31 protein-coding genes and 1 tRNA gene are annotated in these 25,178 nt (G+C 62.3%); 16 read left to right on the forward strand and 16 right to left on the reverse strand.

Annotated elements, in window-relative coordinates:
- Positions 1–238: 238 nt before the first annotated feature.
- Positions 239–1,216, forward strand: coding sequence for a transcriptional regulator FtrA (gene ftrA / locus Q0C64_RS08050; protein ID WP_294122493.1), 978 nt, complete (start codon positions 239–241; stop codon positions 1,214–1,216).
- Positions 1,217–1,267: 51 nt separating this feature from the next.
- Here the strand turns inward: ftrA and Q0C64_RS08055 are convergent, their stop codons facing one another.
- The 3 genes from Q0C64_RS08055 to Q0C64_RS08065 form a co-directional block, all read right to left on the reverse strand.
- Positions 1,268–1,675: a hypothetical protein gene (locus Q0C64_RS08055; protein WP_294122495.1), complete on the reverse strand. Its 408-nt coding sequence runs from the start codon at positions 1,673–1,675 to the stop codon at positions 1,268–1,270.
- 65 nt (positions 1,676–1,740) lie between these two features.
- Positions 1,741–2,745, reverse strand: a complete 1,005-nt coding sequence (locus Q0C64_RS08060; protein WP_294122556.1) for a nitronate monooxygenase — start codon at positions 2,743–2,745, stop codon at positions 1,741–1,743.
- 50 nt (positions 2,746–2,795) lie between these two features.
- Positions 2,796–4,034 carry an aspartate kinase gene (locus Q0C64_RS08065; RefSeq protein ID WP_294122496.1) on the reverse strand — a complete coding sequence of 413 codons (1,239 nt, stop codon included), beginning with the start codon at positions 4,032–4,034 and terminating at the stop codon, positions 2,796–2,798.
- A gap of 55 nt (positions 4,035–4,089) precedes the next feature.
- Between Q0C64_RS08065 and ubiG the strand changes: the two genes are divergently transcribed.
- Positions 4,090–4,821, forward strand: a complete 732-nt coding sequence (gene ubiG, locus Q0C64_RS08070) for a bifunctional 2-polyprenyl-6-hydroxyphenol methylase/3-demethylubiquinol 3-O-methyltransferase UbiG (protein ID WP_294122498.1) — start codon at positions 4,090–4,092, stop codon at positions 4,819–4,821.
- A complete protein-coding gene (locus tag Q0C64_RS08075) occupies positions 4,818–5,075 on the forward strand; it encodes a hypothetical protein (protein ID WP_294122501.1) in 258 nt (85 codons plus the stop codon). Before ubiG ends, Q0C64_RS08075 begins: the two co-directional genes overlap by 4 nt.
- 126 nt (positions 5,076–5,201) lie before the next feature.
- Here the strand turns inward: Q0C64_RS08075 and Q0C64_RS08080 are convergent, their stop codons facing one another.
- The 4 genes from Q0C64_RS08080 to Q0C64_RS08095 form a co-directional block, all read right to left on the reverse strand.
- Positions 5,202–5,873 carry a glutathione S-transferase family protein gene (locus tag Q0C64_RS08080; protein ID WP_294122503.1) on the reverse strand — a complete coding sequence of 224 codons (672 nt, stop codon included), beginning with the start codon at positions 5,871–5,873 and terminating at the stop codon, positions 5,202–5,204.
- Positions 5,874–6,085: 212 nt separating this feature from the next.
- Positions 6,086–6,511: a hypothetical protein gene (locus Q0C64_RS08085; protein WP_294122506.1), complete on the reverse strand. Its 426-nt coding sequence runs from the start codon at positions 6,509–6,511 to the stop codon at positions 6,086–6,088.
- A gap of 65 nt (positions 6,512–6,576) precedes the next feature.
- The gene (locus tag Q0C64_RS08090; protein ID WP_294122509.1) at positions 6,577–7,362 is read right to left on the reverse strand and encodes an undecaprenyl-diphosphate phosphatase; all 786 of its coding nucleotides are present in this window, start codon (positions 7,360–7,362) and stop codon (positions 6,577–6,579) included.
- A 15-nt stretch (positions 7,363–7,377) separates the two neighbouring features.
- Positions 7,378–8,319, reverse strand: a complete 942-nt coding sequence (locus tag Q0C64_RS08095) for a complex I NDUFA9 subunit family protein (protein ID WP_294122511.1) — start codon at positions 8,317–8,319, stop codon at positions 7,378–7,380.
- Between the two features lie 147 nt (positions 8,320–8,466).
- On the opposite strand from Q0C64_RS08095, the gene Q0C64_RS08100 reads away from it, so the two are divergent.
- Positions 8,467–8,553 (forward strand) — tRNA-Leu (locus Q0C64_RS08100).
- Positions 8,554–8,741: 188 nt separating this feature from the next.
- Positions 8,742–9,977 carry an integrase arm-type DNA-binding domain-containing protein gene (locus tag Q0C64_RS08105; RefSeq protein ID WP_294122512.1) on the forward strand — a complete coding sequence of 412 codons (1,236 nt, stop codon included), beginning with the start codon at positions 8,742–8,744 and terminating at the stop codon, positions 9,975–9,977.
- A 196-nt stretch (positions 9,978–10,173) separates the two neighbouring features.
- Here the strand turns inward: Q0C64_RS08105 and Q0C64_RS08110 are convergent, their stop codons facing one another.
- Positions 10,174–11,682: a PASTA domain-containing protein gene (locus tag Q0C64_RS08110; protein WP_294122515.1), complete on the reverse strand. Its 1,509-nt coding sequence runs from the start codon at positions 11,680–11,682 to the stop codon at positions 10,174–10,176.
- A gap of 226 nt (positions 11,683–11,908) precedes the next feature.
- On the opposite strand from Q0C64_RS08110, the gene Q0C64_RS08115 reads away from it, so the two are divergent.
- Positions 11,909–12,385, forward strand: coding sequence for a hypothetical protein (locus Q0C64_RS08115; RefSeq protein ID WP_294122517.1), 477 nt, complete (start codon positions 11,909–11,911; stop codon positions 12,383–12,385).
- A gap of 82 nt (positions 12,386–12,467) precedes the next feature.
- On the opposite strand, the gene Q0C64_RS08120 is transcribed toward Q0C64_RS08115, so the two are convergent.
- Positions 12,468–13,160, reverse strand: a complete 693-nt coding sequence (locus Q0C64_RS08120) for a sensor histidine kinase (RefSeq protein WP_294122519.1) — start codon at positions 13,158–13,160, stop codon at positions 12,468–12,470.
- 288 nt (positions 13,161–13,448) lie between these two features.
- Here Q0C64_RS08120 and Q0C64_RS08125 point away from each other — a divergent pair, with 288 nt between their 5' ends.
- Positions 13,449–13,820: a response regulator gene (locus tag Q0C64_RS08125; protein WP_294122521.1), complete on the forward strand. Its 372-nt coding sequence runs from the start codon at positions 13,449–13,451 to the stop codon at positions 13,818–13,820.
- Between the two features lie 117 nt (positions 13,821–13,937).
- Here Q0C64_RS08125 and Q0C64_RS08130 read toward each other — a convergent pair whose 3' ends face one another.
- Positions 13,938–14,366 carry a PaaI family thioesterase gene (locus tag Q0C64_RS08130; RefSeq protein ID WP_294122523.1) on the reverse strand — a complete coding sequence of 143 codons (429 nt, stop codon included), beginning with the start codon at positions 14,364–14,366 and terminating at the stop codon, positions 13,938–13,940.
- Complete coding sequence (locus tag Q0C64_RS08135; protein WP_294122524.1) at positions 14,363–14,947, reverse strand: TetR/AcrR family transcriptional regulator; 585 nt, start codon at positions 14,945–14,947, stop codon at positions 14,363–14,365. Before Q0C64_RS08135 ends, Q0C64_RS08130 begins: the two co-directional genes overlap by 4 nt.
- Before the next feature lie 99 nt (positions 14,948–15,046).
- Between Q0C64_RS08135 and Q0C64_RS08140 the strand changes: the two genes are divergently transcribed.
- From Q0C64_RS08140 to Q0C64_RS08150, 3 genes are read left to right on the forward strand one after another with little or no spacing between them, the layout of a single operon-like run.
- Entirely contained in the window at positions 15,047–15,814 is a 768-nt protein-coding gene (locus Q0C64_RS08140; RefSeq protein ID WP_294122525.1) for an SDR family NAD(P)-dependent oxidoreductase, read from the forward strand.
- On the forward strand, positions 15,811–16,809 hold the full coding sequence (locus Q0C64_RS08145) for an NADP-dependent oxidoreductase (protein WP_294122527.1): 999 nt from the start codon (positions 15,811–15,813) through the stop codon (positions 16,807–16,809). The genes Q0C64_RS08140 and Q0C64_RS08145 overlap by 4 nt, the downstream gene beginning before the upstream one ends.
- Before the next feature lie 50 nt (positions 16,810–16,859).
- Positions 16,860–17,717 carry an alpha/beta hydrolase gene (locus Q0C64_RS08150; RefSeq protein WP_294122529.1) on the forward strand — a complete coding sequence of 286 codons (858 nt, stop codon included), beginning with the start codon at positions 16,860–16,862 and terminating at the stop codon, positions 17,715–17,717.
- Between the two features lie 43 nt (positions 17,718–17,760).
- Here Q0C64_RS08150 and Q0C64_RS08155 read toward each other — a convergent pair whose 3' ends face one another.
- From Q0C64_RS08155 to Q0C64_RS08170, 4 genes are all read right to left on the reverse strand, one after another.
- Complete coding sequence (locus Q0C64_RS08155; protein WP_294122534.1) at positions 17,761–18,354, reverse strand: tyrosine-type recombinase/integrase; 594 nt, start codon at positions 18,352–18,354, stop codon at positions 17,761–17,763.
- A 64-nt stretch (positions 18,355–18,418) separates the two neighbouring features.
- On the reverse strand, positions 18,419–18,775 hold the full coding sequence (locus Q0C64_RS08160; protein WP_294122535.1) for a hypothetical protein: 357 nt from the start codon (positions 18,773–18,775) through the stop codon (positions 18,419–18,421).
- Between the two features lie 138 nt (positions 18,776–18,913).
- Positions 18,914–19,576 (reverse strand): hypothetical protein, encoded by a 663-nt coding sequence (locus Q0C64_RS08165; protein ID WP_294122537.1) that lies wholly within the window; start codon positions 19,574–19,576, stop codon positions 18,914–18,916.
- A gap of 86 nt (positions 19,577–19,662) precedes the next feature.
- Positions 19,663–20,889: a S8 family serine peptidase gene (locus Q0C64_RS08170; RefSeq protein ID WP_294122539.1), complete on the reverse strand. Its 1,227-nt coding sequence runs from the start codon at positions 20,887–20,889 to the stop codon at positions 19,663–19,665.
- A gap of 179 nt (positions 20,890–21,068) precedes the next feature.
- Here Q0C64_RS08170 and Q0C64_RS08175 point away from each other — a divergent pair, with 179 nt between their 5' ends.
- Both Q0C64_RS08175 and Q0C64_RS08180 read left to right on the forward strand, forming a co-directional pair.
- A complete protein-coding gene (locus Q0C64_RS08175) occupies positions 21,069–21,575 on the forward strand; it encodes an RNA polymerase sigma factor (protein WP_294122541.1) in 507 nt (168 codons plus the stop codon).
- Positions 21,556–22,290: a hypothetical protein gene (locus tag Q0C64_RS08180; protein WP_294122543.1), complete on the forward strand. Its 735-nt coding sequence runs from the start codon at positions 21,556–21,558 to the stop codon at positions 22,288–22,290. Before Q0C64_RS08175 ends, Q0C64_RS08180 begins: the two co-directional genes overlap by 20 nt.
- Before the next feature lie 75 nt (positions 22,291–22,365).
- Here the strand turns inward: Q0C64_RS08180 and Q0C64_RS08185 are convergent, their stop codons facing one another.
- Positions 22,366–22,791 carry a hypothetical protein gene (locus Q0C64_RS08185; RefSeq protein WP_294122544.1) on the reverse strand — a complete coding sequence of 142 codons (426 nt, stop codon included), beginning with the start codon at positions 22,789–22,791 and terminating at the stop codon, positions 22,366–22,368.
- Positions 22,792–22,926: 135 nt separating this feature from the next.
- Here Q0C64_RS08185 and Q0C64_RS08190 point away from each other — a divergent pair, with 135 nt between their 5' ends.
- The 4 genes from Q0C64_RS08190 to Q0C64_RS08205 form a co-directional block, all read left to right on the forward strand.
- Positions 22,927–23,637 (forward strand): hypothetical protein, encoded by a 711-nt coding sequence (locus tag Q0C64_RS08190; protein ID WP_294122547.1) that lies wholly within the window; start codon positions 22,927–22,929, stop codon positions 23,635–23,637.
- A gap of 107 nt (positions 23,638–23,744) precedes the next feature.
- Entirely contained in the window at positions 23,745–23,912 is a 168-nt protein-coding gene (locus Q0C64_RS08195) for a helix-turn-helix domain-containing protein (protein WP_294122550.1), read from the forward strand.
- An 8-nt stretch (positions 23,913–23,920) separates the two neighbouring features.
- A complete protein-coding gene (locus tag Q0C64_RS08200) occupies positions 23,921–24,406 on the forward strand; it encodes a helix-turn-helix domain-containing protein (RefSeq protein ID WP_294122552.1) in 486 nt (161 codons plus the stop codon).
- On the forward strand, positions 24,403–25,178 hold a 776-nt coding region (locus Q0C64_RS08205; RefSeq protein WP_294122553.1), incomplete at its 3' end, for a site-specific integrase. The genes Q0C64_RS08200 and Q0C64_RS08205, both read left to right, overlap by 4 nt.

Consider the following 25,178-nt stretch of genomic DNA (forward strand, 5'->3'; position numbering starts at 1 on the left):
AGCGTACGTCCAGCAGGACAAAGTCGGGGCTGTCCGATTTCAACGCCTCATGGACGTCCCAGCAATCGGTTTCGAAGCGGAATTCCTGTTCGAAATGGGCCAGCGCCTGGTCGCTGGAAGCAGCGGGGATTGCGGTAACGGCATTCATATTGTTCGAGCCTCCTTGTCGGGGGGACTCAAGTTATCGCGGGGCCTGTTCAGCGAGCAATTGGCGTGATAGACAATATACGCGAATATCATGCCAAATCTTGCCGCAGAGCCAAACCATCGCGTCGCGGCCCTGCTCTATGATGGCCTGGGCACGTTCGAGTTCGCTATCTCGGCCGAAGTGTTCGGCCTCGATCGGCCGGAATTCGGCGACGACTGGTACTCATACGTCAGCTGCTCGGAAGAGCGGCGGCCGGTGCGTGCCAACGGCCATGTGGAAATCACGCCGGAGGCTGGGCTGGAGGCGCTGGCGGAGGCGGGCACGATCATCATTCCCGGCTGGAAGACGAACGGCGAGCCGCCCTCGCCGGCGGTGGTCGACGCGATCCTTAAGGCGCATTCAAACGGCGCGCGGCTGGCGACGATTTGTTCGGGCGTGTTCCTGCTCGCCTCGCTCGGCCTCGCCGATGGCCAGACCGTGACCACCCATTGGAAATATGCCGACCGGCTGCGCGTGCTGTTTCCCGGAATCGATGTCGATCCGGACGTGCTCTACATCGATCACGGCAATATCCTGACCTCGGCAGGGTCGGCGGCCGGGATCGACCTCTTGCTCCACATCGTACGCAAGGATTTCGGGCCCGACCGCGCCAACCAGGTCGCGCGGCGGCTGATCATGCCGCCCCACCGCGACGGCGGGCAGGCGCAGTTCATCGAGCGACCGGTGCCCCGACAGGCCAACAGTAAGCTCTCCGCCCTGCTCGACGCGGTGCGCGCCCGGCCCCAGGAAGGCTGGACGATCGGCCGGATGGCGCGCGAGGCGGCGATGAGCGAGCGGACCATGATCCGCCGCTTCAACGAAAGCCTTGGCCTCAGCCCGGGCGAATGGCTGGTCGAGACAAGGGTGGACGCTGCGCGCCAGCTCCTCGAAGCGGGCTCCACCGGTATCGACGAGGTGGCTGAGCTGTCCGGCTTCGGCAGCGCCGCGACCCTCCGCCACCATTTCCGCAACCGGCTCGGGGTCAGCCCGGCACGCTACCGCGACCGCTTCCTGCGCAATGCCGCCTAGCTGTCACTGGCCGCAGAGCTGGTGTCCGCAATGTGTGGAAAGCGGACACTGTTACTTAGCCCTGTAGGTCCCGTTGAAATTGATGCCTTCGGCGCAGAGGTCAAAGTCAGTGTCGACAACCAACCGTTTGGGGGACTCCCACTTTAGCAAGAAGCTGGTCTTCTCAATGTCCTCTGCATCAATCCGCATGATTTCGGAATCGAAGGGAACGAGATGCCAGACCTGCGACCTATCCTCGCTCGCGTGAAGTTCACAATCTGCCTGCATTCCCGCGCCCAACCTCGGGTCTCCATGAGCGACAATCACGGCGGACCTGCTGCCCAACTCTCCTGTGACTTCGGCGTCCTGGCGGGCGTCTCCCTCAAAATGCGTCGCAGCCTGTGAATCGGAGTGATTGTCCGAAACACAAGCCGAAGTGAGGCAGAGCAGCAGGATATTGGCGACAACGCGACTGTTCATCGAGAAAGATTTAGCCTCAATGCTAATGACCGCAATGGGTCGAAAGTGGACGTTCCGATGCCACGCTAAGCGCGCGACCCCAACGCTGCCGCGGCTTCGTCGACCAGCTCCTGGATGATGTCGGCGACCGGCTCCTCGCGGTTGACCATGCCCACGGATTGCCCGGCCATCACCGATCCGCTTTCGACGTCGCCGTCGATCACCGCTCGCTTGAGCGCACCGGCCCAATAATGCTCGATCTGCAGCTGGGCTTCGGCCATTTCGATCGCACGTTTGTCGAGCAGGTCGGCGACCTCGCGCTGCTTGGCGGCGAAATTGACCATCTCCTGGTTCTTCAAGGCGCGCACCGGGATCACCGGCAGGCGCGGGTCGATCTGCACCGAGGGGATCGCGTCGCGGGCCGAGGCACGGATGAACGCTTTTTTGAAATTGGCGTGGGCGATGCACTCGTGGGCGCAGACGAACCGCGTGCCGAGCTGCACGCCGACCGCGCCCATCTCAAGATAGGCGGCGATCGCCTCGCCGCGGCCGATCCCGCCGGCGACGAACACCGGGATGTCGGCGGCGACGTGCGGCAAGATTTCCTGTGCCAACACGCTGGTCGAGACCGGGCCGATATGGCCGCCGGCCTCCATCCCCTCGATCACCAGGGCGTCGGCGCCGGATCGCATCAGCTTCTTGGCGAGTGCCAGCGCCGGGGTAAAGGCGATCAGCTTGGCGCCATTTCCCTTGATCCGCTCGATCGCGCCGCCGGGCGGCAGGCCGCCGGCCAGCACGACATGGCTTACCCCATGCTTGGCCGTGACATCGATCAGTTCGCTCAATTGCGGATGCATGGTGATCAAATTGACGCCAAACGGCTTGGTGGCGCGCTTTTTGGTCTCCGCGATTTCCGTGTCGAGCAACTCGGGCGACATCGCGCCGCAGGCAATCACCCCGAAGCCGCCGGCGTTGGAAATCGCTGAGACCAAATGGCGCTCGCTGATCCAGCTCATCGCCCCGCCCATGATGGCCCATTCGGTGCCGAGGAACTCGATTCCGCGGGCCATCAATTCCTTGAGGCGGACCATGCCGCCGTCGCCGTGCATGACGCGGGCTTCCGCGATCAGTCCTTCGCCGCTCATGCTGCTTCTCCGCGCGGCGCATCGAGTCCGAAGGCGGTGTGAAGGACTCGAACCGCAAGCTCCATCTCATCCTCCTTGACCAGCACGCTGACCTTGATCTCGCTGGCGCTGACCGCGAGCAGATTGATCCCGCGCTCGGCCAAGGTCGCGAACATCCTGGCCGCCAGCTCGGGGTTGGACCTTATGCCGACCCCGACGATCGAAACTTTGGCGACCGCGTCGTCGGTATGGATATCCTCGAAGCCGATGTCGCCCTTCCTGGGTTCGAGTACCGCCGCCGCCTGCGCCAGCGAGGCGCGCGGCACGGTAAAGGTGAGGTCGCTGGCCTTCTGCCCCTCGGTTGCGGCGTGGACGATCATGTCGACCGACAGGCCGGCGTCGGCCAGCGGCTGCATCACGGCCGCGACCATGCCCGGCCGGTCGGCGATGCCGGTCAGCGTGATCCGCCCCTCGTTGCGGTCGGCGGCGATGCCGGCGATGGCGTTTCGCTCCATGTCATTTTCCCCAAGTTCGGGGACGATTTCGGTCCCCGGCAAATCTTCGAATGCGCTCAAGACGCGCAGCGGCAAATTCTCGCGCATCGCCAGCCCGACCGAGCGGACTTGCAGCACCTTGGCGCCGACCCCGGCCAGCTCGAGCATTTCCTCGAAGGTGATTTTGGTGAGCTTGCGCGCCCGCGGCACGATCCTGGGGTCGGTGGTGTAGACGCCGTCGACATCGGTGTAGATGTCGCAGCGGTCGGCCTTGATCCCCGCAGCGATCGCCACCGCCGAGGTGTCGGACCCGCCGCGGCCGAGCGTCGCCACCCGGCCATCCTCGCTCACCCCCTGGAAACCTGGGATGACCGCGACCGTGCCCCCTTGAAGCGCCTCGTCGAGCAGCGCGCCTTCGACCTTCTCGACCCGGGCGTTGCCATGGACGCCCGAAGCGCGGACCAGCTGCCAGCCCATGAAGCTGCGCGCTTTGACGCCCATATTCTGCAGGGTCATGGCGAGGAGACCGGAGGTCACCTGCTCGCCGCTGGCGACGACCACATCATATTCCTTGGGGTCGGCCAGCGCCGAGGCTTCCCTGCACAGCTGGACCAGCCGGTCGGTCTCCCCGGCCATCGCCGAGACCACCACTAGCACTTCATTGCCCGCCTCCGCCTCGCGCTTGACCCGCGACGCGACCGAGCGGATGCGCTCGATCCCGGCCATCGAGGTTCCGCCGAATTTCATCACAATGCGCGGCATAAAAGTGGCGGATTTCCTCTTGGGCTGTCGTGCGCCAGCCTGTTAGGGGTGGGTCATGGCCAAGACAAGTATCGTGGACAAGGAAGCCCAGCATTTCGGCGGCATGGCGGCGGACTGGTGGGACCCAGAAGGCAAGTCGGCGATGCTGCACAAGCTCAACCCGGTCCGCCTCGCCTACATCCGCGACATGATCGACATGCATTGGCAGTGCGACGAGCATGGCTTCAAGCCGCTGGAGGGCAGAAACGCCCTCGATGTCGGTTGCGGGGCAGGGCTGCTGGCCGAGCCGCTGGCGAGATTGGGCGCGAAGGTCACCGCGGTCGATGCCGCGCCCGAGCTGATCGCCGTCGCCCGGGATCATGCCATCGGCCAGGGGCTGCAGATCGACTATCGCGCCACCGGCGTCGAGGATTTGGATGGCCAGTTCGACCTGGTTATCTCAATGGAGGTGGTCGAGCATGTCGCCGACCCGCAGGGCTTCATTGACGTGCTCGCTGCGCGGCTGGCGCCCGGCGGGCTGATGATCCTCTCCACCCCCAACAAGACCGCCTGGTCGAAGCTGCTGACCATCACTTTGGCGGAAGGCCTCGGCCAGATCCCCAAGGGCACCCACGATTTCGACAAGTTCATCGACCCCGACACGATGCGCGGCCTGCTGGCGCATGCGGGGCTGGAGGTGATCGACTTCGAGGGGATTGCGATGTCGCCGACGCGTGGGCTGCATCTGAGCGAGGATTTGAAGCTCAACTACCTCGTCGCGGCGGAGTGGGCGGGAGAAAGCCGATGACTGACCTTGACCAAGAGGGCCGTGACCAATGGCAGTTACGGCTATCCGATTGTGTCTACCAGTTATCGGCGACGCTGAAGGATTTGCACGAGAGTAACCCGTGGCCGGAATACCCTGTTCTGCCTCAAGCCATCAATCATCTTATGACCGAGCTTTGGGATCGCTGCTTCAGTCAAACGGAAATAAGAACGGCCTTCGAGGCGGCTGTTAATGATCTCCCTCGCTACGCTGCTGGGGAAGAAGTCAGGCGCTAAGACCGGCGCGGAGTGAATCCGCGCCGTCGGTCCTGTCCGCTGCGCGGCAGGCCGTCCGGCATTCGCTGTCTCTTCGTGCTGCTTCCCGATTGCTGCCCAATCGCTCAGCTGCACTCGGCAGCTCTGCTAGAAATCCACCTTATCGTAATGCGCGGGAGGAACGATCACCTCCATCCGCTCGCCCAATAGCGGGCGGAACGCCGGCCGGGACTTCATGACGGCGTACCAGTCCTTGGTCTGCTTGTGCCCGCGCCAGTCGAGCGCGCCGAGATAATCGACCACGCTCAGATGCGCCGCCGCGGTGAAATCGGCCAGGCTGAGGCCCGCCCCCGCGATCCAGCGACGATGGTCAAGGAGGTAATCGACATAGTCGAGGTGCCCATTGGCGATCCGCATCGCCTCGCGCAGCACGCGCGTATCGGGGCTCTCGCGGCTGACCAGCCGCTTCCTCATCCGCTCGTTCATCAGCGGCTCGACCACTTCGCGGTAGAGCTTCTCGTCAAACCATTGGGTCAGCCGCCTGATCTCGGCGCGGGCGACCGCATTGCCGTGGATCATCGGCATCTTGTCGACCGTCTCTTCGAAATATTCGACGATCGGCTGGCTGCCGATCAGCGCGATTCCCGCGGTCGTGTCGACCAGCACCGGCGTCTCGCCGGCCGGGTTCAAATCGACGAACTCGTCGCGCCGCTCCCACGGATTCTCGCGCACCAGCTCGTGCGCCACGCCCTTCTCGCCGAGGACCAGGCGCACCTTTCGCGAAAAGGGATCAAGCGGGAATTGGAACAGCTGCCACATGGAAGCGGCAGCTTTAGCGCGCAGACGACTCCCCGCAACCCGTCATTCCCGCGAAAGCGGGAATCCCGCTTTTCTTTGCGGTGAAACTAGCCGTCACGCGAGTGAATCGCGTGACGTCGGTCCTGTCTGCTTCGCAGCAGGCCGTCCGGCTCGCCGCGTCTCTCCGCTAAGCCAAAGCGTCGCTTCGCGTCGTTTGCCTTAGCCTCGGCGCGTCAGCGCCTGGGATAAGTCGGGTCGGGAATGTTGGCGGTAACCCGCTCCATCCGCGTTTCCAGCTGGTCCAGCGCGGACATCAGCGCCGGCAGCGATTCGACCAGAGCCTGGCCCATCGCCTGCATATGGCGGCCCGACTGGGCGACCTGCGCTTCGACCTTCGCTTCCGCCTGCGGCCCGCCGATCTCGTCGCGGACGCGGCGATTGCGGTCTGCCGCGGTCGGCTCGCGGCCCTGCACCGCGGCCTCGACTTCGCCGACCGGCATGTCCATCAGCGCCTTGGTCAGCGCGCCCGCCATCTTGCCCAGCTTGCCGGGCATCGCCGGGTCGGCGAGTTCGCGCGGCAGCTGCGGCGCCTGTTTGGGCGCAGCGGTTGCCGGCACAGGCGCCAGCAGCAAGGGCAGGGCGATCCAAACGGCACGCATGGCAAATCTCCCGCGAGTCGCCTCAGGATGGCGATTATCGCTTCCTGGTCAACGCATTGCGCGGGCTAACGTGCCGCAAGCCAGACCAAAGCCACGGCTCCGGCGACAATCCGATACCAGGCGAAGGGCGCGAAGCCGTAGCGTTGGATGATCGACACGAACGCCTTCACCACCACCACCGCGACGACGAAGCTGACCAGGCTGCCGAGCAGGATCCAGCCGCCCATGCCCGGCGCCATCGTCGCGCCATGCTTGTAGAGCTGCAGCGCGGTCGCGCCGCTCAGCGTTGGCACGGCGAGAAAGAAGCTGAACTCGGCGGCCGTCTTGCGATCGACCCCCATCGACATGGCGCCGAGGATGGTCGCGCCCGAGCGGCTGACGCCCGGTATCATCGCCAGGCACTGGACCAGGCCGATGCCGATCGAGTGCATCAGCGTGACGTTCTGGACGCCGCCCTTGTCGGTCGGCTTGGCCAGCCGCTCGATGATCAGGATCGCCACGCCGCCGATGATCAGCGCCCAGGCCACCACATTCGCATTGCCGAGCAGCAGCTCGATATCGTCGCCCAGCGCCAGCCCCAGCACCACTGCGGGCACGAACGCTACAGCCAAGTTGCGGACGAAGGCGAAGGCGCTTGGCCGGCGCTGCCACAAGCCAACCAGCACGTCGACGAACGTCCGCCAGTAAAGCACGACGATCGCCAGGACCGCGCCTGGCTGGATCGCCACGTTGAACAGTGCCCACTGGTCGGCCTTGAAGCCCAGCAGCTCGGTGGCGAGGATCAAATGGCCGGTCGAGCTGACCGGCAGATATTCGGTGACGCCCTCAACGATGCCGAGGATGATGACCAATAAGAGAATAGGCACTTAGGCCGCGCTCGGCGCGAAGCGGCCGCCCTTCTTGTAACGGCTGAGCCATTCCGGCGCGACCGCGCCCAGCGGCGTCGGCGTAATACCGAATTCCTTGAAGCCGGGCTGCTTGCCCGACGGCACATTGTCCTGCTGCAGCATCAGCCACTGGTCGCGGCTGAGCGGTGCGCCGGGGAGGAAACCGAAAAGGGCGATCCCCGCCGAAACGAAATCCGGCACCTCGAACAGGTCGGGCTTGGCGCCGGCCATCTGGGCGATCTTCTCGTTGAGCTCGCGCATGCTCAGCGCCTCGGGCCCGGCCAGCTCATAGGTCTTGCCGCCATGCTTGCCTGGATCGAGCGCTGCGGCGGCGATCGCCTTGGCCACGTCGCGCACATAGACCGGCTGGAACCGGCTCTTGGCCGCGATCACCGGCAGCAGCGGCAAGTCCATCATCGCCGCAAACCGATTGGTGAAATCATCCTCCGGCCCGAATACGGTGCTCGGCCGGATGATGGTCGCCTTGGCGAAGGCGGCCTTCACCGCCTGTTCGCCGCGCGCCTTGGTCTGGGAATAAGTGGACTGGCTGTCGGCATCGACGCCGATCGCGCTGACATGGACGAACGCTCTGGCCCCGGCCTTCCTGGCGGCCGCCGCCAGCTTGCCCGGCCCCTGGACATGGATGGCTTCGAGGTTGCCGCTGAACACCCCAACCAGATTGATCACCGCGTCGGTGCCGTCGACCGCGCGCTCGATCGTGCCCGGCCTGGCGAGGTCGGCCTGGACCGCCGACACCTGTCCGACCGACCCCAGCGGCTGGAGGAACCAGGCCTTGCGCGGATCGCGGACCGCCACGCGCAGCCGTGCGCCGGTCTTGAGCAACGCTTCGCAGACGTAGCGGCCGATGAAGCCGCTTCCTCCAAAGACGGTGATCAGCGGCGGCGTGCCAGCTTGCCTCATGGTGTCGGTCCTTGGCCAAGGGGACGGGTGGAATCGCCCAAGTCCTTGGGCCAAGCTTCAATTCACTTCAAGGGTTACTCGGGCTGTTGACAGAATCACACCGCCCCCTCTAAGCGCCGCCGCCTACCGGCAATCACATGCCCCTGTGCCCAGGTGGCGGAATTGGTAGACGCACCGTCTTCAGGTGGCGGCGCTGGAAACGGCGTGGAGGTTCGAGTCCTCTCCTGGGCACCATTTCCCTAATCGCCGAAGTTCGCGATAGGTTGAGTAAATCGCAGAAATCTGCTAGTTTCTCACTTGAATTGACCGCTCTTGGTTGCTGGCGTTCGCCGACAATCGCGAAAATTTGGGGGCCTTTTTGGGGGCCTTTTTGGGGGCCTTTTGAAAATGGTCGATGACTTGGGCGAGGGAAGGTGAATTTTATGGCGTTGACCGATACGGCGATCCGGCTGGCAAAGGCGGGAGCAAGCGATCGAAAACTTGCGGACAGCAAGGGCCTCTATTTGCTGGTGACGGGATTCGGCTCGAAGCTTTGGCGGCTAAAATATCGGATCGACGGCAAGGAAAAGAAGCTGGCTCTGGGCAGCTATCCCGAAGTCGGCCTGAAGGAGGCCCGCGCGCTTCGCGATGCGGCTCGCCAATCAGCACAGGCGGGCAGCGATCCATCTGTTGTCAAGCGCGAGGCTCGGATCGCGAAACGAATTGCCGCCGCCAATACATTCGGTGGAATAGCCGACGAGTTTATCGCCAAGCTGGAAGCCGAAGGCAAAGCTGCGGTGACGATTGCGAAAGCGCGCTGGCTCTTGACCAAGCTGTCACCGACGTTGGGAACGCGACCGATCGCGGAAATCAGCCCGCATGAATTGCTGGCCGTGCTAAAAAAGGTCGAGCGCGCCGGGCAGCGCGAGACAGCGCGGCGTTTGCGGTCCTTTTCCAGCCGCGTGTTCCGATATGCCGTGGCAACCGCGCGGGCATCGTCCGATCCCGCTCAGCCATTGCAGGGCGCACTGGTTTCGCCGGTCGCCAAACACCATGCGGCAATCACGGATCCGATTGCCTTCGGGAAGCTGTTGCGGTCGATCGATACCTATTCGGGCCAGCCTATAACGAAGCTGGCTTTGCGCTTCACTCCGCACGTTTATCAGCGACCGGGCGAAGTGCGTAAGGCCGAGTGGAGCGAGATTGATTTCGACAAGGCGCTTTGGACGGTTCCCGCTGATCGGATGAAGCAGCGCCATCCACACCGCGTCCCTTTGTCGCGACAGGCGATGGCAATCCTGCGCGAAGCGGCTGAGTTGAGCGGCGGCGGGCGCTACATATTTCCGAAACTTGGATCGCCGCTGAAACCGATGTGCGAGAACGCGATAAATGGCGCATTGCGGCGAATGGGCTATGGATCGGACGACATGACGGCACATGGCTTTCGCTCGACTGCTTCATCGCTTTTGAATGAAAGCGGTAAATGGAGCGCCGACGCGATCGAGCGCGCTTTATCCCATGCCGATGCCAATCAAGTCCGCGCGGCCTATCATCGTGGCGCACATTGGCTGGAACGGGTCGAAATGGCGCAATGGTGGAGCGATCATCTCGAAACTCTGAAAGAGGGCGCCCAGGTCTTGGCGTTTCCGTCACCGTCGATTGCTCAATCTGCCGGATGAACGCCCAACGCTAATGACTGCTTTCGACCCATTGCGGTCATTAGCGTTCGAGGGATGAGCAAGGGCCGGGCACATTTGCAGGCCGTTTCTGATCTATCAATCGAAGTCCAAGATGTCGTCGACAATGCAACCGGGGAATCCCGGGCTGCGTGCCCGAACGGCTGTCGGCGGCAATGCCGAAGTTGTACGTCGAATACTATTGCGGGACAGTTCCGCCGCTTTCGAGGCAACTCTTCGCTAGCCCCGGCGCCGCGGGCGAATTGCGATCGCGCGCTTGCTTGGCCTTCTCGCAAATTGAAAGCGACGAGACAGTTGAGGGAGCCCCATCATACCGAACCCTGCCTTGTGACCTAACGGTCGGCGAGGCAAGAAAAGTCACGTAGTAGAAGGAATAGTCGCCATCATTCCGTCTGACTTCGGTCGTGACGCCAGAGCCGCGAATTGAAACCCGAGCGATATGGCCACCGTTGGTAGCAACACACCACTCGCCGCTGCTGTTCACTCGAAGCTCCGGGTTGCCTGTCAGGACACCTGACGTAGGTTCGGTCCTAAATCTCGACTCACAATCCACGGCTGCGCTCCGGCCCGTCCCAAACTTGTTGGCATCCTCGTCATAGCTTCGGGGAGGAGTTGGGCGCACCGCACTCGCATCGGGAACCACGCCGATTGTCGTCCTGATCTGTTGGCGCTCGTTTGAGTAGGGGCTGGCCACAACCACACTCTTAGAAATCGTGTAGATATCCGCGCCCTGGCCGACTTGCGCATATTTTCCCGTGTCGAAATCGAAGCCTAGCCTGGTGTCCTGATCATTTGCCGTCAGCGAGCCGGTTCCCCGAACAAGCCACGCTCGGGGGACTTGAATTGCTACGGCTGATCCCCTGGGTAATGTCGTGCCTCCATCCGGTCTTGAGCCAATCACCCGATCTGCTGGAAGTGTCGTGGCATTGACATTGACTTCCACCACAGACGGACTTGGATAACCCGCGTCTCTAAGAGTGATCCAAGCCGCATCTTGCGTCATCCCGACGACGTTTGGAACAGTGCCGACGCTGTCAACGCCGCTGGTGCCGTCGCCGACAGCCAGATCGCCGGCCGGGGGAGTGATGGGCGTCGATTTGCCGGGGAACGAGCTATAGTTGCGTCCTTGCAACTGGGCCGAAGCGTCGAAGCCGCGCCGTGCTGCGCCCGTAAGGGAATCGCGGACCGTCGCCACCTTCGCGCTCTCCGCAAGCTGGTTCAGCGGATTGGACCCGCGGTCGTTCAGCAATCCAGTCGCGATGTCGAAACCGAGCGCATAAAAAGGATCATCCTCGGCTCGCCTGGCGTCAGCTAGTCCTGGTTCCCCCACTGCTACCCGGGCGCCGAGGTGCGCCGCCTCGAGGTTGGCGTTTCGCGTCACTGAATACCGGACAGCCGCAAAATAGCCTGCCTGCTGATCAGCCGGCAACGCTTCGCCCCTGGCCTGCTTGCCGGGGCCGAGCGCGGTCTGGCCCTCCGCCGTGCCCATGCCGATGTCGAAACCCTTGCGACCGGCCTCGTCGAGCCCGTCGCGCAGTATCGCCGCTAGCGGATCGGCGGCAGCTAGGATCTCGCCACGCGCGGCGACCTCGTCGAGGCTCTGCGCGATCACTGGAACCGCGGTCGTCGACAGCAGAAGGCCGAGCAGCGCCGTGGCGCAGAAACGCTTCATTGGTGATTTAGCCATGCGACCTCTCCCAGGTATCGTCCGATCCCCGGGTGGTAATCCTACCCTTTCGACTCGCCCCCGCCCATTGGGTCGCGGCGCATGGGGCCTACCACAGGAAGGCCGGCCCTTGCTATTGGCGAACCTGCTTGCCCATTGGCGGCACGACTAACTGAGCGTCCGCTTTCCACCCATTGCGGACACTGGCAGATAGACCGATAACTCGAATGTCATCTTGGGGGCTATGATGAAAACATTCTTGGTTGCCGGGGTGTTGCTCGCTCTCACAGGCACACCTGTCCAACAGATGCCGCCGCCAGCTGCAGTTTTGCCGTCAGCTGCCGCGGTGCCCAGCACGGGGACCGACAATCTAATAATCTATCGGGCGCATGCCGAGCCGACGGCCTGGTCGCCCGCTATCAAGGTCGACGGCATCAAGATCGTCGGCCTGTCCAACCGACACTACACGTCGACCAGAGTGGCGACCGGCAGGCATATGGTAACCGTGGCATGGCCTGGCATTTCCGGACAGGATGACGTTGGAATGGAAGTTCGGATTGAAGGCCAAGAGGCTCACTATTTGGAAGTGACCGGAATGAGCCGCGTTGATCATTGGAGCTACAAGACCGTCTACATCCGCATGGCATCCGGCATCGCAGAGGTTTCTCCGGACTATGCGCGCCAGGCAATCGCGACCTGTTGCAAGTTTAAGGCACCCAAATAGCCAACGCCCGCTTTCGACCCATTGCTGCCGTTCGCTTTCGACCCAAAGCTGTCACAACGGGAACGATTTGATCCCAGCTTTCTCACAGCTTGAAGGGGACCTCGATCCGTGTGCCGTTGCTGCCGTCGATTTTTGCTTCGCCGCCGATTGCCTTGGCTAATGTGCGGACCAGGCGCAGGCCGAGCGCCCCTTCCCGCGCTGTCTCCCCGAAGCCTACGCCGTCGTCGGCGATAGTTAGCGTCGCTTCATCCCCGTCCTGATGACAGTCGACCCGGATCGTGCCCGTTCGCCCATCGGGGAAAGCATATTTCATCGCATTGGTCAGCGCCTCACTGACTATCAATGCCAGGTTAATTGCCCGCGACGTGTCGAGCGCCAGTTCGTCGGTCCTCACGATCAGCTCGATCCTCTCCCCGCCGAGTGACTTGTGGGTCTCGGTGCAGATCAACGTCAAATAGGCACGAAACGAGGTTCTCTGCTCGTCTGGCGACTGGCTGTTGAGCATCAGGTGCGCTGCGGCGATATTGCCCAGCCGCCGGATGGCGCCAGCGAGTTCAAGACGCACCTCTTCGTTGTTCGTGGCGTGCATCTGCAAGCCGAGCAGCGACATCGCGATCTGGATGCTGTTCTTGGCTCGGTGGTTGACCTCGTGGAGCATCGCACCACTGTCGATCAGCCGGGCTTCGGCGGCCAGTAGCGACGCCGCAAGCGCCACCTCGCGGTCGCTCGCCTGCCCGGCCTGGCCCTGCAGGTTGGCTATCTCTTCGTGCAGCAACTTCACTGTGCGTTCGTCGATGGTCTCACACGGTGTGCGATTGCTGGGCTGGCTTGACATCGGTTCCCCGCAAATGATGGATGGTAACGCGTCCGGCCCCGCTCGTCCGGCTGCCCCCACGAGGCGGCGGCGGAGAAAGCCTATCATGCCCCTGCCCTCGAGTCCCGCAGTCCCTTGTGAGGGAACGATCGGCCTTACCGCTCGCTAAGAGCCTACCGGCTGATCGACTCTTCGGGCACCGTCGGCTGAGAGATGCGCGCGCTCCCGCTCCTTTCGGAACCGGCCCCCATGCATGTTTTAATAATCGAAGACGAACCACTAATCGCGATGTCGATCGAAGATGCGCTGCGCGATTGCGGCTGCGCCTCGTTCGACTTCGCCACCAGTGCTGTTGAGGCGACCGCCGCCGCGAGACGGCGCTGTCCGGACTTGATCACCGCCGACGTCCAGCTGGCGCCCGGCTGCGGAATCGACGCGGTCGGAGCAATCTGCGGAGGCAAGGCGATCCCAGTGATTTTCATCACCAGCACCGGGGCCGAAATTCAGCTTCGCCGGCCCGGCTCGATCATCGTCCACAAGCCGTTCGACGACGCCGATATCAAGGACGCATTCTGGCTGGCGACGGGTTATGTCGACCCACACCGCCCGGCGGCCGCCTAGTAAGGCAGGGAAAGAAGCAAGCGTCCGCTCTCCACCCAAATCTGCTGTCACCACCTTCGACCCAAAGCGGACATTAGGCCATGCGCTTTTCGCCCGTTATGATCGCAGCCAGACTGTTCACGGCGTAATGACTAAGAGAGTGGACGATGCGGAAGCCAGAAGGCGTCCCGCTCCATCAGTTAGCTTAGCTTCGGCAAAGGCTACGCGCCGCCCGAAGGATGTCACCGAACCGATTGCGCGCACGCAGCCAGTGTTTGCCGTAATCGCCTTATGGTAGGCCACCTTGAGTTCAAGCGTAGTGTAGCCTTGGCCCGGTGCGAGCTTGGAATGTGTCGCGATTCCGCAAGCTGAATCTAGCAACGTGGCAGCATAGCCGCCATGAACAGTTCCCATTGGATTATAGGTTCGTTCATCCGGGTTGCCTTCGAGCACCGCGACGCCATCTCCAACTTCAATAAGGCTGGAATCGAGCGTCCGGCCGATAGACGGCTGGGCATCGGCAGTTATCATCGCTCGGAGATGGTCGAGGCCGCTGAGTTTGCTCATGCATCCTCCGCTGACGCGGTCTGTACTATTGTCCGGGCAGCGGCTGCTCCTGCTGCCAGGATGCGGTCCGACAAGTCGATTCCTTCGACGGCGCGCGCAAGCTGGAGCGTTCCGATCAGAATTGCATAGAGACCCATCGCCACCGCCTCCTGATCCTCGGTCTGTCCGGGCAAATCCGACACAAAGTCACGCACCGTGGACATAAACCTCTCGGCGAAGATCTTCCGCGTTTCGAGCGGCTGGCGCGCAAGCTCGGGCAGAAGGGCTGCAAGGGTGCAGCCCGCGCCAGGATTGTCCCGATGCGCTGGAGACAAATACTCGGAAATGGCCGCTTCGATGCCTCCGGCGGCGATGATCTCGCGCATCAGCTTCGACTGGCTATCCATCCCGGCCGCCACACTCTCACGGACAAGCTCGGCCTTGGATTGAAAGTGTGGGTAGAAAGCGCCGTTCGTCAGGCCGACCTCGCTCATGATTCCGGCCAAGCCCGAAGCAGCGATGCCGTCATTGCGAAAGCGATCCGCCGCGACCTCAACGATCCTCCGGCGTGTCTCGTCCTTCCGACCTTTTTCGTATCGCATGGAACCTCCAAGAGTTATTTGCCGTTTGCATTATGATCATAATATCACTAAGTGAGCGTAATACAACCCCTGCGCTGGGGGATTTGAAGGATCGTTTCCATGAGACTTACTGATCGCACTATCCTCATCACGGGCGGGTCAGCCGGTATTGGCCTGGCATTTGCCCTCAAGTTTCTCGAACTCGGCAATGAGGTCATCGTTACCGGCCGCCGCCAGGCATTGCTCGATCGGGTAAAGGCGGAGCATCCCGGCGTCCACACGATCCAAAGCGACATTGCCGACCCGGCGCAGGTCGCCGCCCTCGCCGCGCGCCTCAAGGCCGAATTCCCCAAGCTCGACGTGCTGATGAATAACGCCGGCACCGGCGCGCCCAGAAACCTCAAGACTCCGTCGGCCGACCTCACTGGGCTGACGGTGGAGCTCGACACCAATGTCGGCGGCGTGATCCGCATGACGTCCTCGCTGATCGACCTGCTCAGCGCAAACAGGGGCACGGTGATCAACGTTTCGTCGATGCTCGCCTTCGTCCCGGTTCCGGCGTTGCCGATCTACAGTGCGACCAAGGCCGCGGTTCATTCCTACACCCAGTCGCTCCGCTTCCAGCTGGAAGATAGCGGCGTGGACGTGATCGAGCTGATGCCGCCCGCGATCGAGACCGACATGACGTCGGACTTCCCCGAAGGCACCCCCAAGCTCACCACCGACGAACTGGTCAGGCAGACCTTTGTGGGCCTCAAGGCGGGCACCCTCGAGATACGGCCGGGGCAAACCAACCAGGTCGCATTCATGCGCCGTCTCGCCCCCGAATTGCTCAACCGCCAGCTGTGGAGGGCCTCGAAGGTCATGGTCCCGGCGACCGCGTCATGAAGGCGTTCATCGTCGATCGCTATGGCGACAGGAGCCTTCGCGCCGGCGAAACGCCGGAACCTGAGGTCGGCGACCACGACCTGTTGGTCGAGGTTCATGCCACGAGCGTTAACCCGCTCGATTCCAAGATTCGGGATGGCGAGTTCAAGCAAATCCTGCCGTATCGGCTTCCTCTCATCCTCGGCAACGATGTGGCGGGTATCGTGGTGCGGATTGGGCCGAAGGTGCGGCGATTCAAGCTGGGCGATGAGGTCTATGCACGGCCCGACAAGGATCGGATCGGAACCTTCGCACAGTTCATCTCGATAAATGAGGGCGATGTGGCGTTGAAGCCCAAGAACCTCAGCATGGAGGAGGCAGCGTCTATTCCCTTGGTCGGCCTGACCGCATGGCAAGTGCTGGTCGAGCGGGCCAGGTTGAAGCCCGAACAGAAGGTTCTCATCCACGCCGGCTCCGGCGGGGTCGGGACGATCGCCATCCAGCTTGCGAAGCATCTCGGCGCTACCGTCGCGACGACTGTAGGCACGGCGAATGTCGACCTGGCCAAGAATCTGGGTGCCGACATCGTCGTCGACTACAAAAGGGCCGAGTTCGAGAAGGTTCTGAGCGACTTCGATGTGGTCCTGAACAGCCTGGGATCGGAAACGCTCGAAAAATCCCTGCAAGTGCTGAAGCCCGGCGGGAAACTGATCTCCATCTCCGGGCCGCCCGATCCCGCTTTCGCCAAGGAGAATGGGCTGGGGTGGATCATGGAACAGGCGACGCGAGCCCTGAGCCTGGGCATCCGCAAAAAAGCCAAGCACGTTGGCGTCAGCTACTCTTTCCTGTTCATGAGGGCCGACGGCGAACAATTGGCCAAGATCACGTCGCTCATCGAGTCTGGCGTCATTCAACCGGTCATCGACCAGGTGTTTCCGTTCGAGGCCACGAACGAGGCCTTGGCCTACATCGAAACGGGACGGGCCAAAGGGAAGGTCATCGTTAAGGTCCGATGAAAGTCCTGACGGACCTTCAAAATTCCAGTCCTCACGAGGAGGAGGAAACTATGACCAAATTGCAATCTGGCGTAGCCATCGGCTGGCAAAATGCGCCGACCAAGACCGTCGATGTCGACGGGACGAAGTTTGCCTACCGCGAGCTTGGCCCCGAATCCGGCGTGCCGGTGATCTTTCTCAATCACCTTGCAGCCGAGCTCGATCGTTGGGACCCACGTGTCGTCGACGGCATTGCGGCAAAACGGCACGTGATTGTGTTCGACAATCGCGGGATCGGGGATTCGGGAGGAACGACACTCAATAGCGTGGGAGCAATGGCTCGCGACGCGGTGGGGTTTATCCGTGCGCTCGGCTTCGACCAGGTCGACCTCCTCGGCTTCTCGCTCGGCGGCTTCATCTCGCAAGTCATTGCGCTCGAGGAGCCGCAGCTAGTGCGCAGGATCATTCTGGCTGGCACGGGGCCAGCCGGGGGCGTGGGCATCGACAAGGTGACGCGCGTGACCGTGATCGACATGATCAAGGCAGCGCTGAACCTCAAGCACCCGGAATATTATCTATTCTTCACGACGACCCCGAATGGCCGGAAGGCCGCGAGCGACTTTCTGAGACGGCTGGCCGAGCGCAACAAGAACCGCGTCAAGCCGGTGTCGATCAGCGCGTTCATAACCCAGCTGAAGGCGATCCACGCCTTTGGGCTGGAAAAACCCGCCGACTTGTCGCGCATTCACCAGCCGGTGCTGGTGGCCAACGGCGACCAGGACAAGATGGTCCCCAGCAGCAACTCCGTAGATATGGCGCGGCGGCTGCCGAATGCCGAGCTGGTGATCTATCCCGACGCCGGCCACGGGGGGATTTTCCAATATCACGAGGAGTTCGTCGAGAAGGCGCTAGCGTTCCTTGAACGCTAATGTTCGCTTTCCACCCAAACCTGCCATTAGGCGTCCGGCCGGACTAGATTTCCAGCGCCTCTGAGAGAGCCAAGGCATCGTCCAGCTCGACACCCAGATAGCGGACGGTGCTCTCCAGTTTCGTATGGCCCAGCAGCAGTTGGCAGGCCCTGAGATTGCCGGTCTTACGGTAGAGCATGGCTACCTTGGTCCGCCTCAGACTGTGGCTGCCATAAGCAGCCGGTTCCAAGCCGATGAGCGCCACCCAGCCCTTTACCAAGCGAATATATTGACGGGTGGATAGGTGAGCGCCTTGGACTAGGCGGCTGGGAAACAGCCAGCCGTCCGGATCGCCGCGCCTGACCATAAGCCATTCCCCAAGCGAGCGCCGCGCTGTTTCGGTTATCTCAAATTGCACGGGTCGGCCGGTTTTCTGCTGGATCACGATTGCCCGGCTCCGCACCGCACCGGCTGCGATAATGTCAGGCAGCCGAAGCGAAACCACGTCGCAGCCCCGCAACTTACTATCCAAGGCAATATCGAACAGAGCGAGGTCGCGAGGTCGACGTGCTATCTGGAGGCGGACGCGGATGGCCCAAACATGCATTGGCCGGAGTGGCAGCTTGGCCCCTACGATGACTTGCGGCGGTCGGATCATGGCTCGCTCCTAAGTTGGAGCGACAATCAACGAGCTAATGGCAGGAATCGGTGGAAAGCGGACATTAGCTGAACGGGATGCCTATATCTGTTTTTGGCCAAATCAGCCTTGCGACGACTTTCTGCGCCGAGTGGCAAATCTGATCGTTCGGGTAGGTTCGACAGAGCACGTCAAGCCATTCCACTGCTTTTTCAAATGGGTGCTCGGCCAGAAGATTCTCGTCGCGGGCGAGGCCAACTCCAGAGATGAAGCCCTCGAACCAGCCAAGGTCCGCCTCTCGTGCTGGACCTCCCAGCATTTGCTTTGTGTCCCAATCATAACCGCGGTCTAGGCCGCGGCCCACAACGAACCACTGCTCTCCCGTCCACTGCTTTTCTGGCGTTTTCTTGCGCAATCCAAACATCCGAACCTCGCTCGTCAAAGAACACGATGGTCTCAGACGCCAATGTCCGCAATGGGTCGAAAGCGGTCATTGCGAGTGGCCATCGCAAGTCTGTACCGCAGCCCGCCGCACGGTGAGCGCGGCGGGCCGGGTTCTTTGAGGAGGCTTCAGGGGATTTTAGTTTCCGAGAGAGGCTGAAGCGCTGCTATTGCCGTTGGCACTTCCGCTTGCCCCAGCGGCGAGGGAGCCGTTGCTGCGGTTGGCGTTGGCGCTGCCGCTTGCGGAACCCGATCCGCTGGCCGAGCCGTTAAGTGCGCCCGCTGGCGTGCCCGCGACGGAGCCAGCGGCATTGCCGGCACCGTTCAGGGCGCCGGTCAGGCCGACATTGTCCGACTGATGGCCGTTGCCGTCGACTGCTCCGGCAATCGAGCCGGCCGCATGACCACTGCCGTTGGCCATTCCAGTAAGGGTGCCAGCAAGGTTACCCGCACCATTGGCGCTGCCTGCGACCGAGCCTGCCGCATTGCCGGCACCGGTTACGACACCTGCCAACCCGACGCTGCCCGAGCCGCCACCCTGGCCGTTGGCATTGCCCGTCGCAGAAATGCTGTTGGTAATCGTGCTCGTCACGCTATTGGTGATCGAGCCCGATCCGCCAAGCGTCCCACCGGCCGGACCGGCCGAGTTCATAGCTCCGCGAAGCGCGCCATTGACCGTGCCGTTAAGCGTTCCGCCGACGGTGCCGTTTACGGCGCCTGTCACGCCGCCGAGAAGCTGGGCCTGAGCGGGAGTTCCCGCGAGTGCGACCGCCGCGCCGGCGATCAGGATGTACTTCAACATGAGTAACTCCTTCCAAATTCGGAGAGCTTCTTGGCCCTCAGGAAAGAGAACGACGCCGCCTCCCGGCTTCATCCCAAGAAAAGCAATTATTTGGCGCGGACCGCTCGGGGATCGACGCGGCATGTGCCGCACACGATACCACGGCCGACCCTGCCCTTGCCGGGGCGGGCCTCTGTCGCCAGCCGTTGGGCCGAGCCCGTGATCGCCAGGCGGGCAGTGGCAAGGGGCGCCGCGAAACTGGTCCCGCGGACGTTGGCATATCCTTGGCCAGGCAAGGCGGCCGCCATGTCGGCCCCGGGCGCCGCGAAATCGAGGTGGCTGGCCTTGCCTGCTTCCGGGAGTGCGCGGCCGCGCGCGTCCACGCCCGTAACCGAGATCACGTCGGGGTAGGAAGCAGGATATTGGGGAGGTGCGGCGGGTCCGTCGTTGCCGACTGCGGCGACAACTTCGATGCCCCGTGTACGAAGCGCCTGCACTGCGCGCTGCAGGAGCCGGTTGTTCGGCCCAACCAGGCTGATGTTGATGACCTGCGGCTGCTTCGACGCGAGCCAGATCAGGGCCCGGACTATGGAACTGGCCGAGCCGGCAGCGCGAGAGCCACCATAGACGTCGGCGACGAACAGGGAAGCTCCTTGGGCCGCGCCTCGGAACGCGCCATCGTTGCCGACGATCAGGGAAGCGACGGCGGTGCCGTGACCGGTGGGCTGGGGCTGTCCAGCAAAGCCGTTCTGCTCGATGGAAGCGCCGGCCATCGAAGGGTGGGAAGCAACACCGCCATCCACCATCCCGATGCGCGGTCCGCCGCGCGGTCCCTGGCTAGCGGCAAGCGTTCCGACGATAGGGAAAAGCTGTCCTCCGGCCGGCTCGTAGATGTGATCGAAATCGGCTTGGAGGCGTGGTGCAACCGAGCGAAGGCGCTTGAGTCCCTGGCGGGCGGAAAGATTGCGCGGCACCGATAGCGTCACGATTTGAAGCCCAAGCTCTGCGCCGCCGTCGTCAGCAATGATCGTGAACCCCGCTTGAGCGGCAAGCTGAAGCGATTGCTGGTCGGGGTCGACCGTGACCAGCACGGCACGGCGGACCGGCTGGCCCGTCCCGTCAAATTCAAGCTCGCGGGGGTGCTGGCGGACCAATTCCTGCAGCCGCAATTGCCGAAGCTGGAGAAGCGTGGCTGGCGGCGCTTCCGATATTCGCTCGGACAGGCCCGAAACCGTGTCTAGTGTCGGGGAGACAGCTTGTTGGGCGCCGGGCTGGGCCAGGACGTCCTGCAGCGTCGGGCCGACAACCGGAACATCGCCACTCGGCAGACTCACGGGTGGGAGCGCGGGCAATCCGACGCTGGGCAGTAGTTGCGCGCCCGCGCTGCCGGCGACGGCGACAGCAGTGGCGGCGATCAGCACCCTGTGAACAAAACTGCACATCATATGACCTCTTTTTATGGCACTAACGGATGAAACGTTGATGAAGCGTCGTTTCATCCGCATGAGGACAAATGGGATCATTCGAAACGTTCGAAGTCGAACTGACTCAGCTGCTTCCTCGGCTGCGGCGGTTTGCCCATACGCTCAGCCGGAACAGCGCAGATGCGGACGATTTGGCCCAGGCTACCATCGAGCGAGCCTTAAGGTCGCGCGATCAGTGGCAGCCGGGCACGCGCCTCGATTCATGGCTCTACCGGATCATGCGGAATCTCTGGATCGATACCGCGCGCGCTCGCGCGCGGAAGGAGAAGCGCGAAGCGCCCGAGGAAGCGGCAAAGGAGATCGGCGAGGATCCGCGCGAGGCAATGCACGCCTCGATCGAATTGAAGCGCGCCATGTTGGCGATGGAGCAACTCCCCGACGAGCAGCGCGAAGTGGTCGCGCTGATCCTCATCGAAGGGTTTGGATACCGCGAGGTGGCGGAAATGCTCGATCTGCCGATCGGGACGGTTTCGAGCAGGCTGGGGCGCGGTCGAACGACACTTTTGGAAATGCTAGGTGGAGTTGGTGATGGTTAAGGCTGAGAAATTCTTCGCCTGGCTCGATGGTGCATTGCCGCCGGAAGAGGCGGCACGGGTCGAAGCTGAAGTCGCCGCGAATGCGCACCTTTCCCAGCTAGCCGATGAGCACCGGGGGTTGGCGACTGACCTTCGCCAGGCGTTTGGCGAAGTTGAAACGCAGCCTGTGCCCGAGCGGCTACTGGGCGCGTTCGATCGAAGCGACAAAATTGTCAGCCTGGCTGACGCCCAGGCCGTTCGGTCGGCAAGAACGGCTCCTTCAATCTGGGTGCAGATGGGCGCACTCGCTGCGACTTTGGCGATCGGGATCGTCGCTGGAAACATGATCGCTGACATGCCGATAGGAAGGTCGTCGAGTCCGATCGCGACCGAATCCGGCCAGCTCGTTGCCTCCGCCGAGCTGGCGAATGCGCTTCAAGCCCGGCTCGCAAGCATGCCTGCCGATTCAGGGCCGCGCATTGGCCTCACTTTCCGCGACAAGTCGGGGGCGATTTGCCGCACTTTCGAGGACCAATTGGCAATTGGTATGGCCTGCCGTGACGGCGGCGAGTGGCGAATCCGCAGCCTCTTCCAGGCGCCGGTAGGCCAGGCGACGGACTATCGCATGGCAAGTGAGCAAGACCCTGAGCTCATGGAAGCGGTGCAAGCATCCATCGAAGGCGAGCCGTTTGATGCCGTGCAAGAGGAAGCAGCGATGAGGAAGGGCTGGCGCTAAAACTGCATTGGAAATTGCGATCGACCCAATGATCGCTTTGGGTCGTTTATGTCTGCTTTGGGTGGAAAGCGGACATTAGGAGTTGCCATTCCGATCTGCTGGATACCGGGTGGTTACGGCTTGATAGATACCGGCCAGGGGAAAGGAGAAAAACGCCAGCAATCCCGAAGCAGTGTCTGTCAGACGGCAGAATAAAGAGACAGCAACGACACTTATCATCAGGAGGATGGCGGTAGGGCGAATGCCGCGAGATGAGATTTCGTAGGACAAAGCATCCCGCATCCGCTTGAACCCGAGTGCCTCCGAACTGCGAACACCACGCACGGAACCCAAAAATGCAATCGCAGCGATGATTGTGGCCGCAACAGTGAGCGCCATCAGGAGATAGACAGGAGCATCCGGCCAATGGAGAAAGTAGGCAACTAACGCGACTGACAAGTTGGCGAGCACAGCCACGGGTATCCACCGCGCTAGCAACCTTGTGGTGCGATCTTCCAGCATCCTATCGTATTGCCCCTAGGGGTGAATGACCGCAATGGGTCGATAGCGGTCATAAGCGTTGCGACCGCATTCTACCCCAAATGGAGGGGCTGGTGCCCGCTAGACACCAGGTAGTTGTGAGGCAACTATGCGGAGATGGAAACACTCGCCCGCAACCAAATTCGTCTGATACTTGATGATCTCACGTTGAACAGTGTGAAGGCATTCGGCGATCGCGTCGCAGCGATTTACAACAGCCACGCTGCAAAGGGCCTCCTTAAGTCAGGTGCAACCGTTAGGATTGCGCTTAGCGCCTTAGAGGACATCTCCGACAAAATGCTTTCCACGGCAATCGATCAGGTCGCGCCCATCGCAAAGGATGTGGAGGCTTTCGCCATGATCTCCGAATCATTCGAAAGCTATTGGTCCAAGGTCGCGCGAAGCATGGATGGCGTTGCATCGAAGGCATCGGGCAGGCCGCCAAATATTACGAAACCCGACAGTGTGCTTCTAGCCACTAGGCGCGAGGTCGAAGCTATCCGCGCCAGATTAACAAGGCGACTGGAAATACATCGATTCACTTTCACTCAGCCCAGCACGCGGTTGAGTTCTCCGCCAGCGATCAGTGAGCCGGAGGTAGCCGTTGGCCGCCGCAAAGGAGGACGACCACCCGCTGAGTTCTGGGACGACATGTGGGCTGCGATCGCGACTGCGCTCTACTCGGGCGCGTTGATTCCAAAGTCGCAGGCCGACGTGCAGCGAGCTATGTCGGAATGGATTGATGACAATAGCTACAGTGCCGCCGACAGTACGGTGAAGGGCCGGGCGCGGCGGCTTTGGGATCTGATTGAGGCCCTAGACGAATAGGTTTTCGACCGTTTCCGACCGTTTCCGGCCGCGATTCTACGCTGGAAAGTGTTGATGCACTTCCGTGAACGCTGGCGTCCTGCCAGTGCGAATATGGAGTGCTGATAATGGAACCGCTGGCAGTTTCGATTAACGACACGGCGAAGGCGTTGGGGCTGGGGCGCACGTCAATTTATGCGATGATCGCGGACGGGCGGCTGGAGTCCTTCAAGTTGGGGCGGCGCACCCTGATCAAGGCTGAGTCGATCCGGCAGCTGGTAGCGGCGCAAGGCTGAGGGCGGTCATGGCCGCGCGACGCGTCAACCCGCGCGCCGTCAAGCTGCACCGGAGCTACAGCGTTCCCGAATTGGCGGCTTGCTTCGGCGTGCATAAGAATACCGTGCGCCATTGGCAGCGCGACGGGCTTAAGCCGCTCGACGGCGGGCGGCCAGTGCTGTTTCAGGGAGCGACCGTCCGTGCCTTCCTTTCGACCCGCAACGCCAGCCGCAAGCGCCCTTGCTCGCCCGGAACGCTCTATTGTTTCCGGTGCCGGGAGCCTCGGCCACCTGCGCTCGGCATGGTCGATTTCGTTTCGTTCAATGACAAGTCAGGTAACATTCGGGCCATCTGCGCGACGTGCGAAACCGTGATGCATCGGCGGGTGTCGAAAACCGAATTGGCATCAATCTTGCCCGGTTGCGACGTACAATATGTGGAGGCCTTGCGGCGCCTAAAGGGCAGCTCTCCGCCCTCCTTAAATTGTGATTTGGAAAGGCAAGCGGCGGCATGACAAAACACAGTGCGGCAAACGAGCGGATCAAGCGCGACTATTTTGCCTATCTGAAGGAAGCGAAGGGCCGCGACGAAGCGACGATCGACGGCGTGGCCAAGTCGCTCGCGCGGTTCGAGGAGTCGACCAAGGCGCGCGACTTCAAGCGCTTTCATCGCGAACAGGCGATCGCGTTCAAGACCGCGCTGGCCAAGGCGACTAACGCGCGCACCGGCGAGCGGATCAGCAAGGCAACGATGCTTTCGACACTCCGCGATCTGCGCGCCTTCTTTTTCTGGCTGGCGCATTTGCCGGGGTTCAAGTCACATATCGCCTATGCCGACGCCGACTATTTCAATTTGAGCGACAAGGACGCCGCGGTTGCGCGTGCGCGGCGTGAAAAGCGAGTGCCGACGCTGGCGCAAGTCCATCACATCCTGTCCGTCATGCCAGCCGACACAATCCTGGAGCGTCGGGACCGGGCGCTGATCGCGTTCGTCGCCTTGACCGGGGCACGCGTCGCCGCGCTGGCAACGTTCCGGCTGGGGCATGTTGACCTTGCGGGCGGGCTGGTCGAGCAAGATGCTCGCACCGTGCGGACCAAATTCGCCAAGACGTTTCCAACCTGGTTCATGCCGATCGGCAGCGACGCCCTGGCCATTTTCACCGCTTGGGTTGGCGAGCTAGAGCGCGATCATCTCTGGGGCCGCGACGATCCGCTGTTCCCCGCGACGCAAATGGCGCTGGACGCCAACGGCAGCTTCACGCCGGTTGGCCTCTTGCGGAGCGGCTG

It is taken from the genome of Sphingomonas sp., assembly GCF_023266535.1.
Taxonomy (GTDB): Bacteria; Pseudomonadota; Alphaproteobacteria; order Sphingomonadales; family Sphingomonadaceae; genus Sphingomicrobium.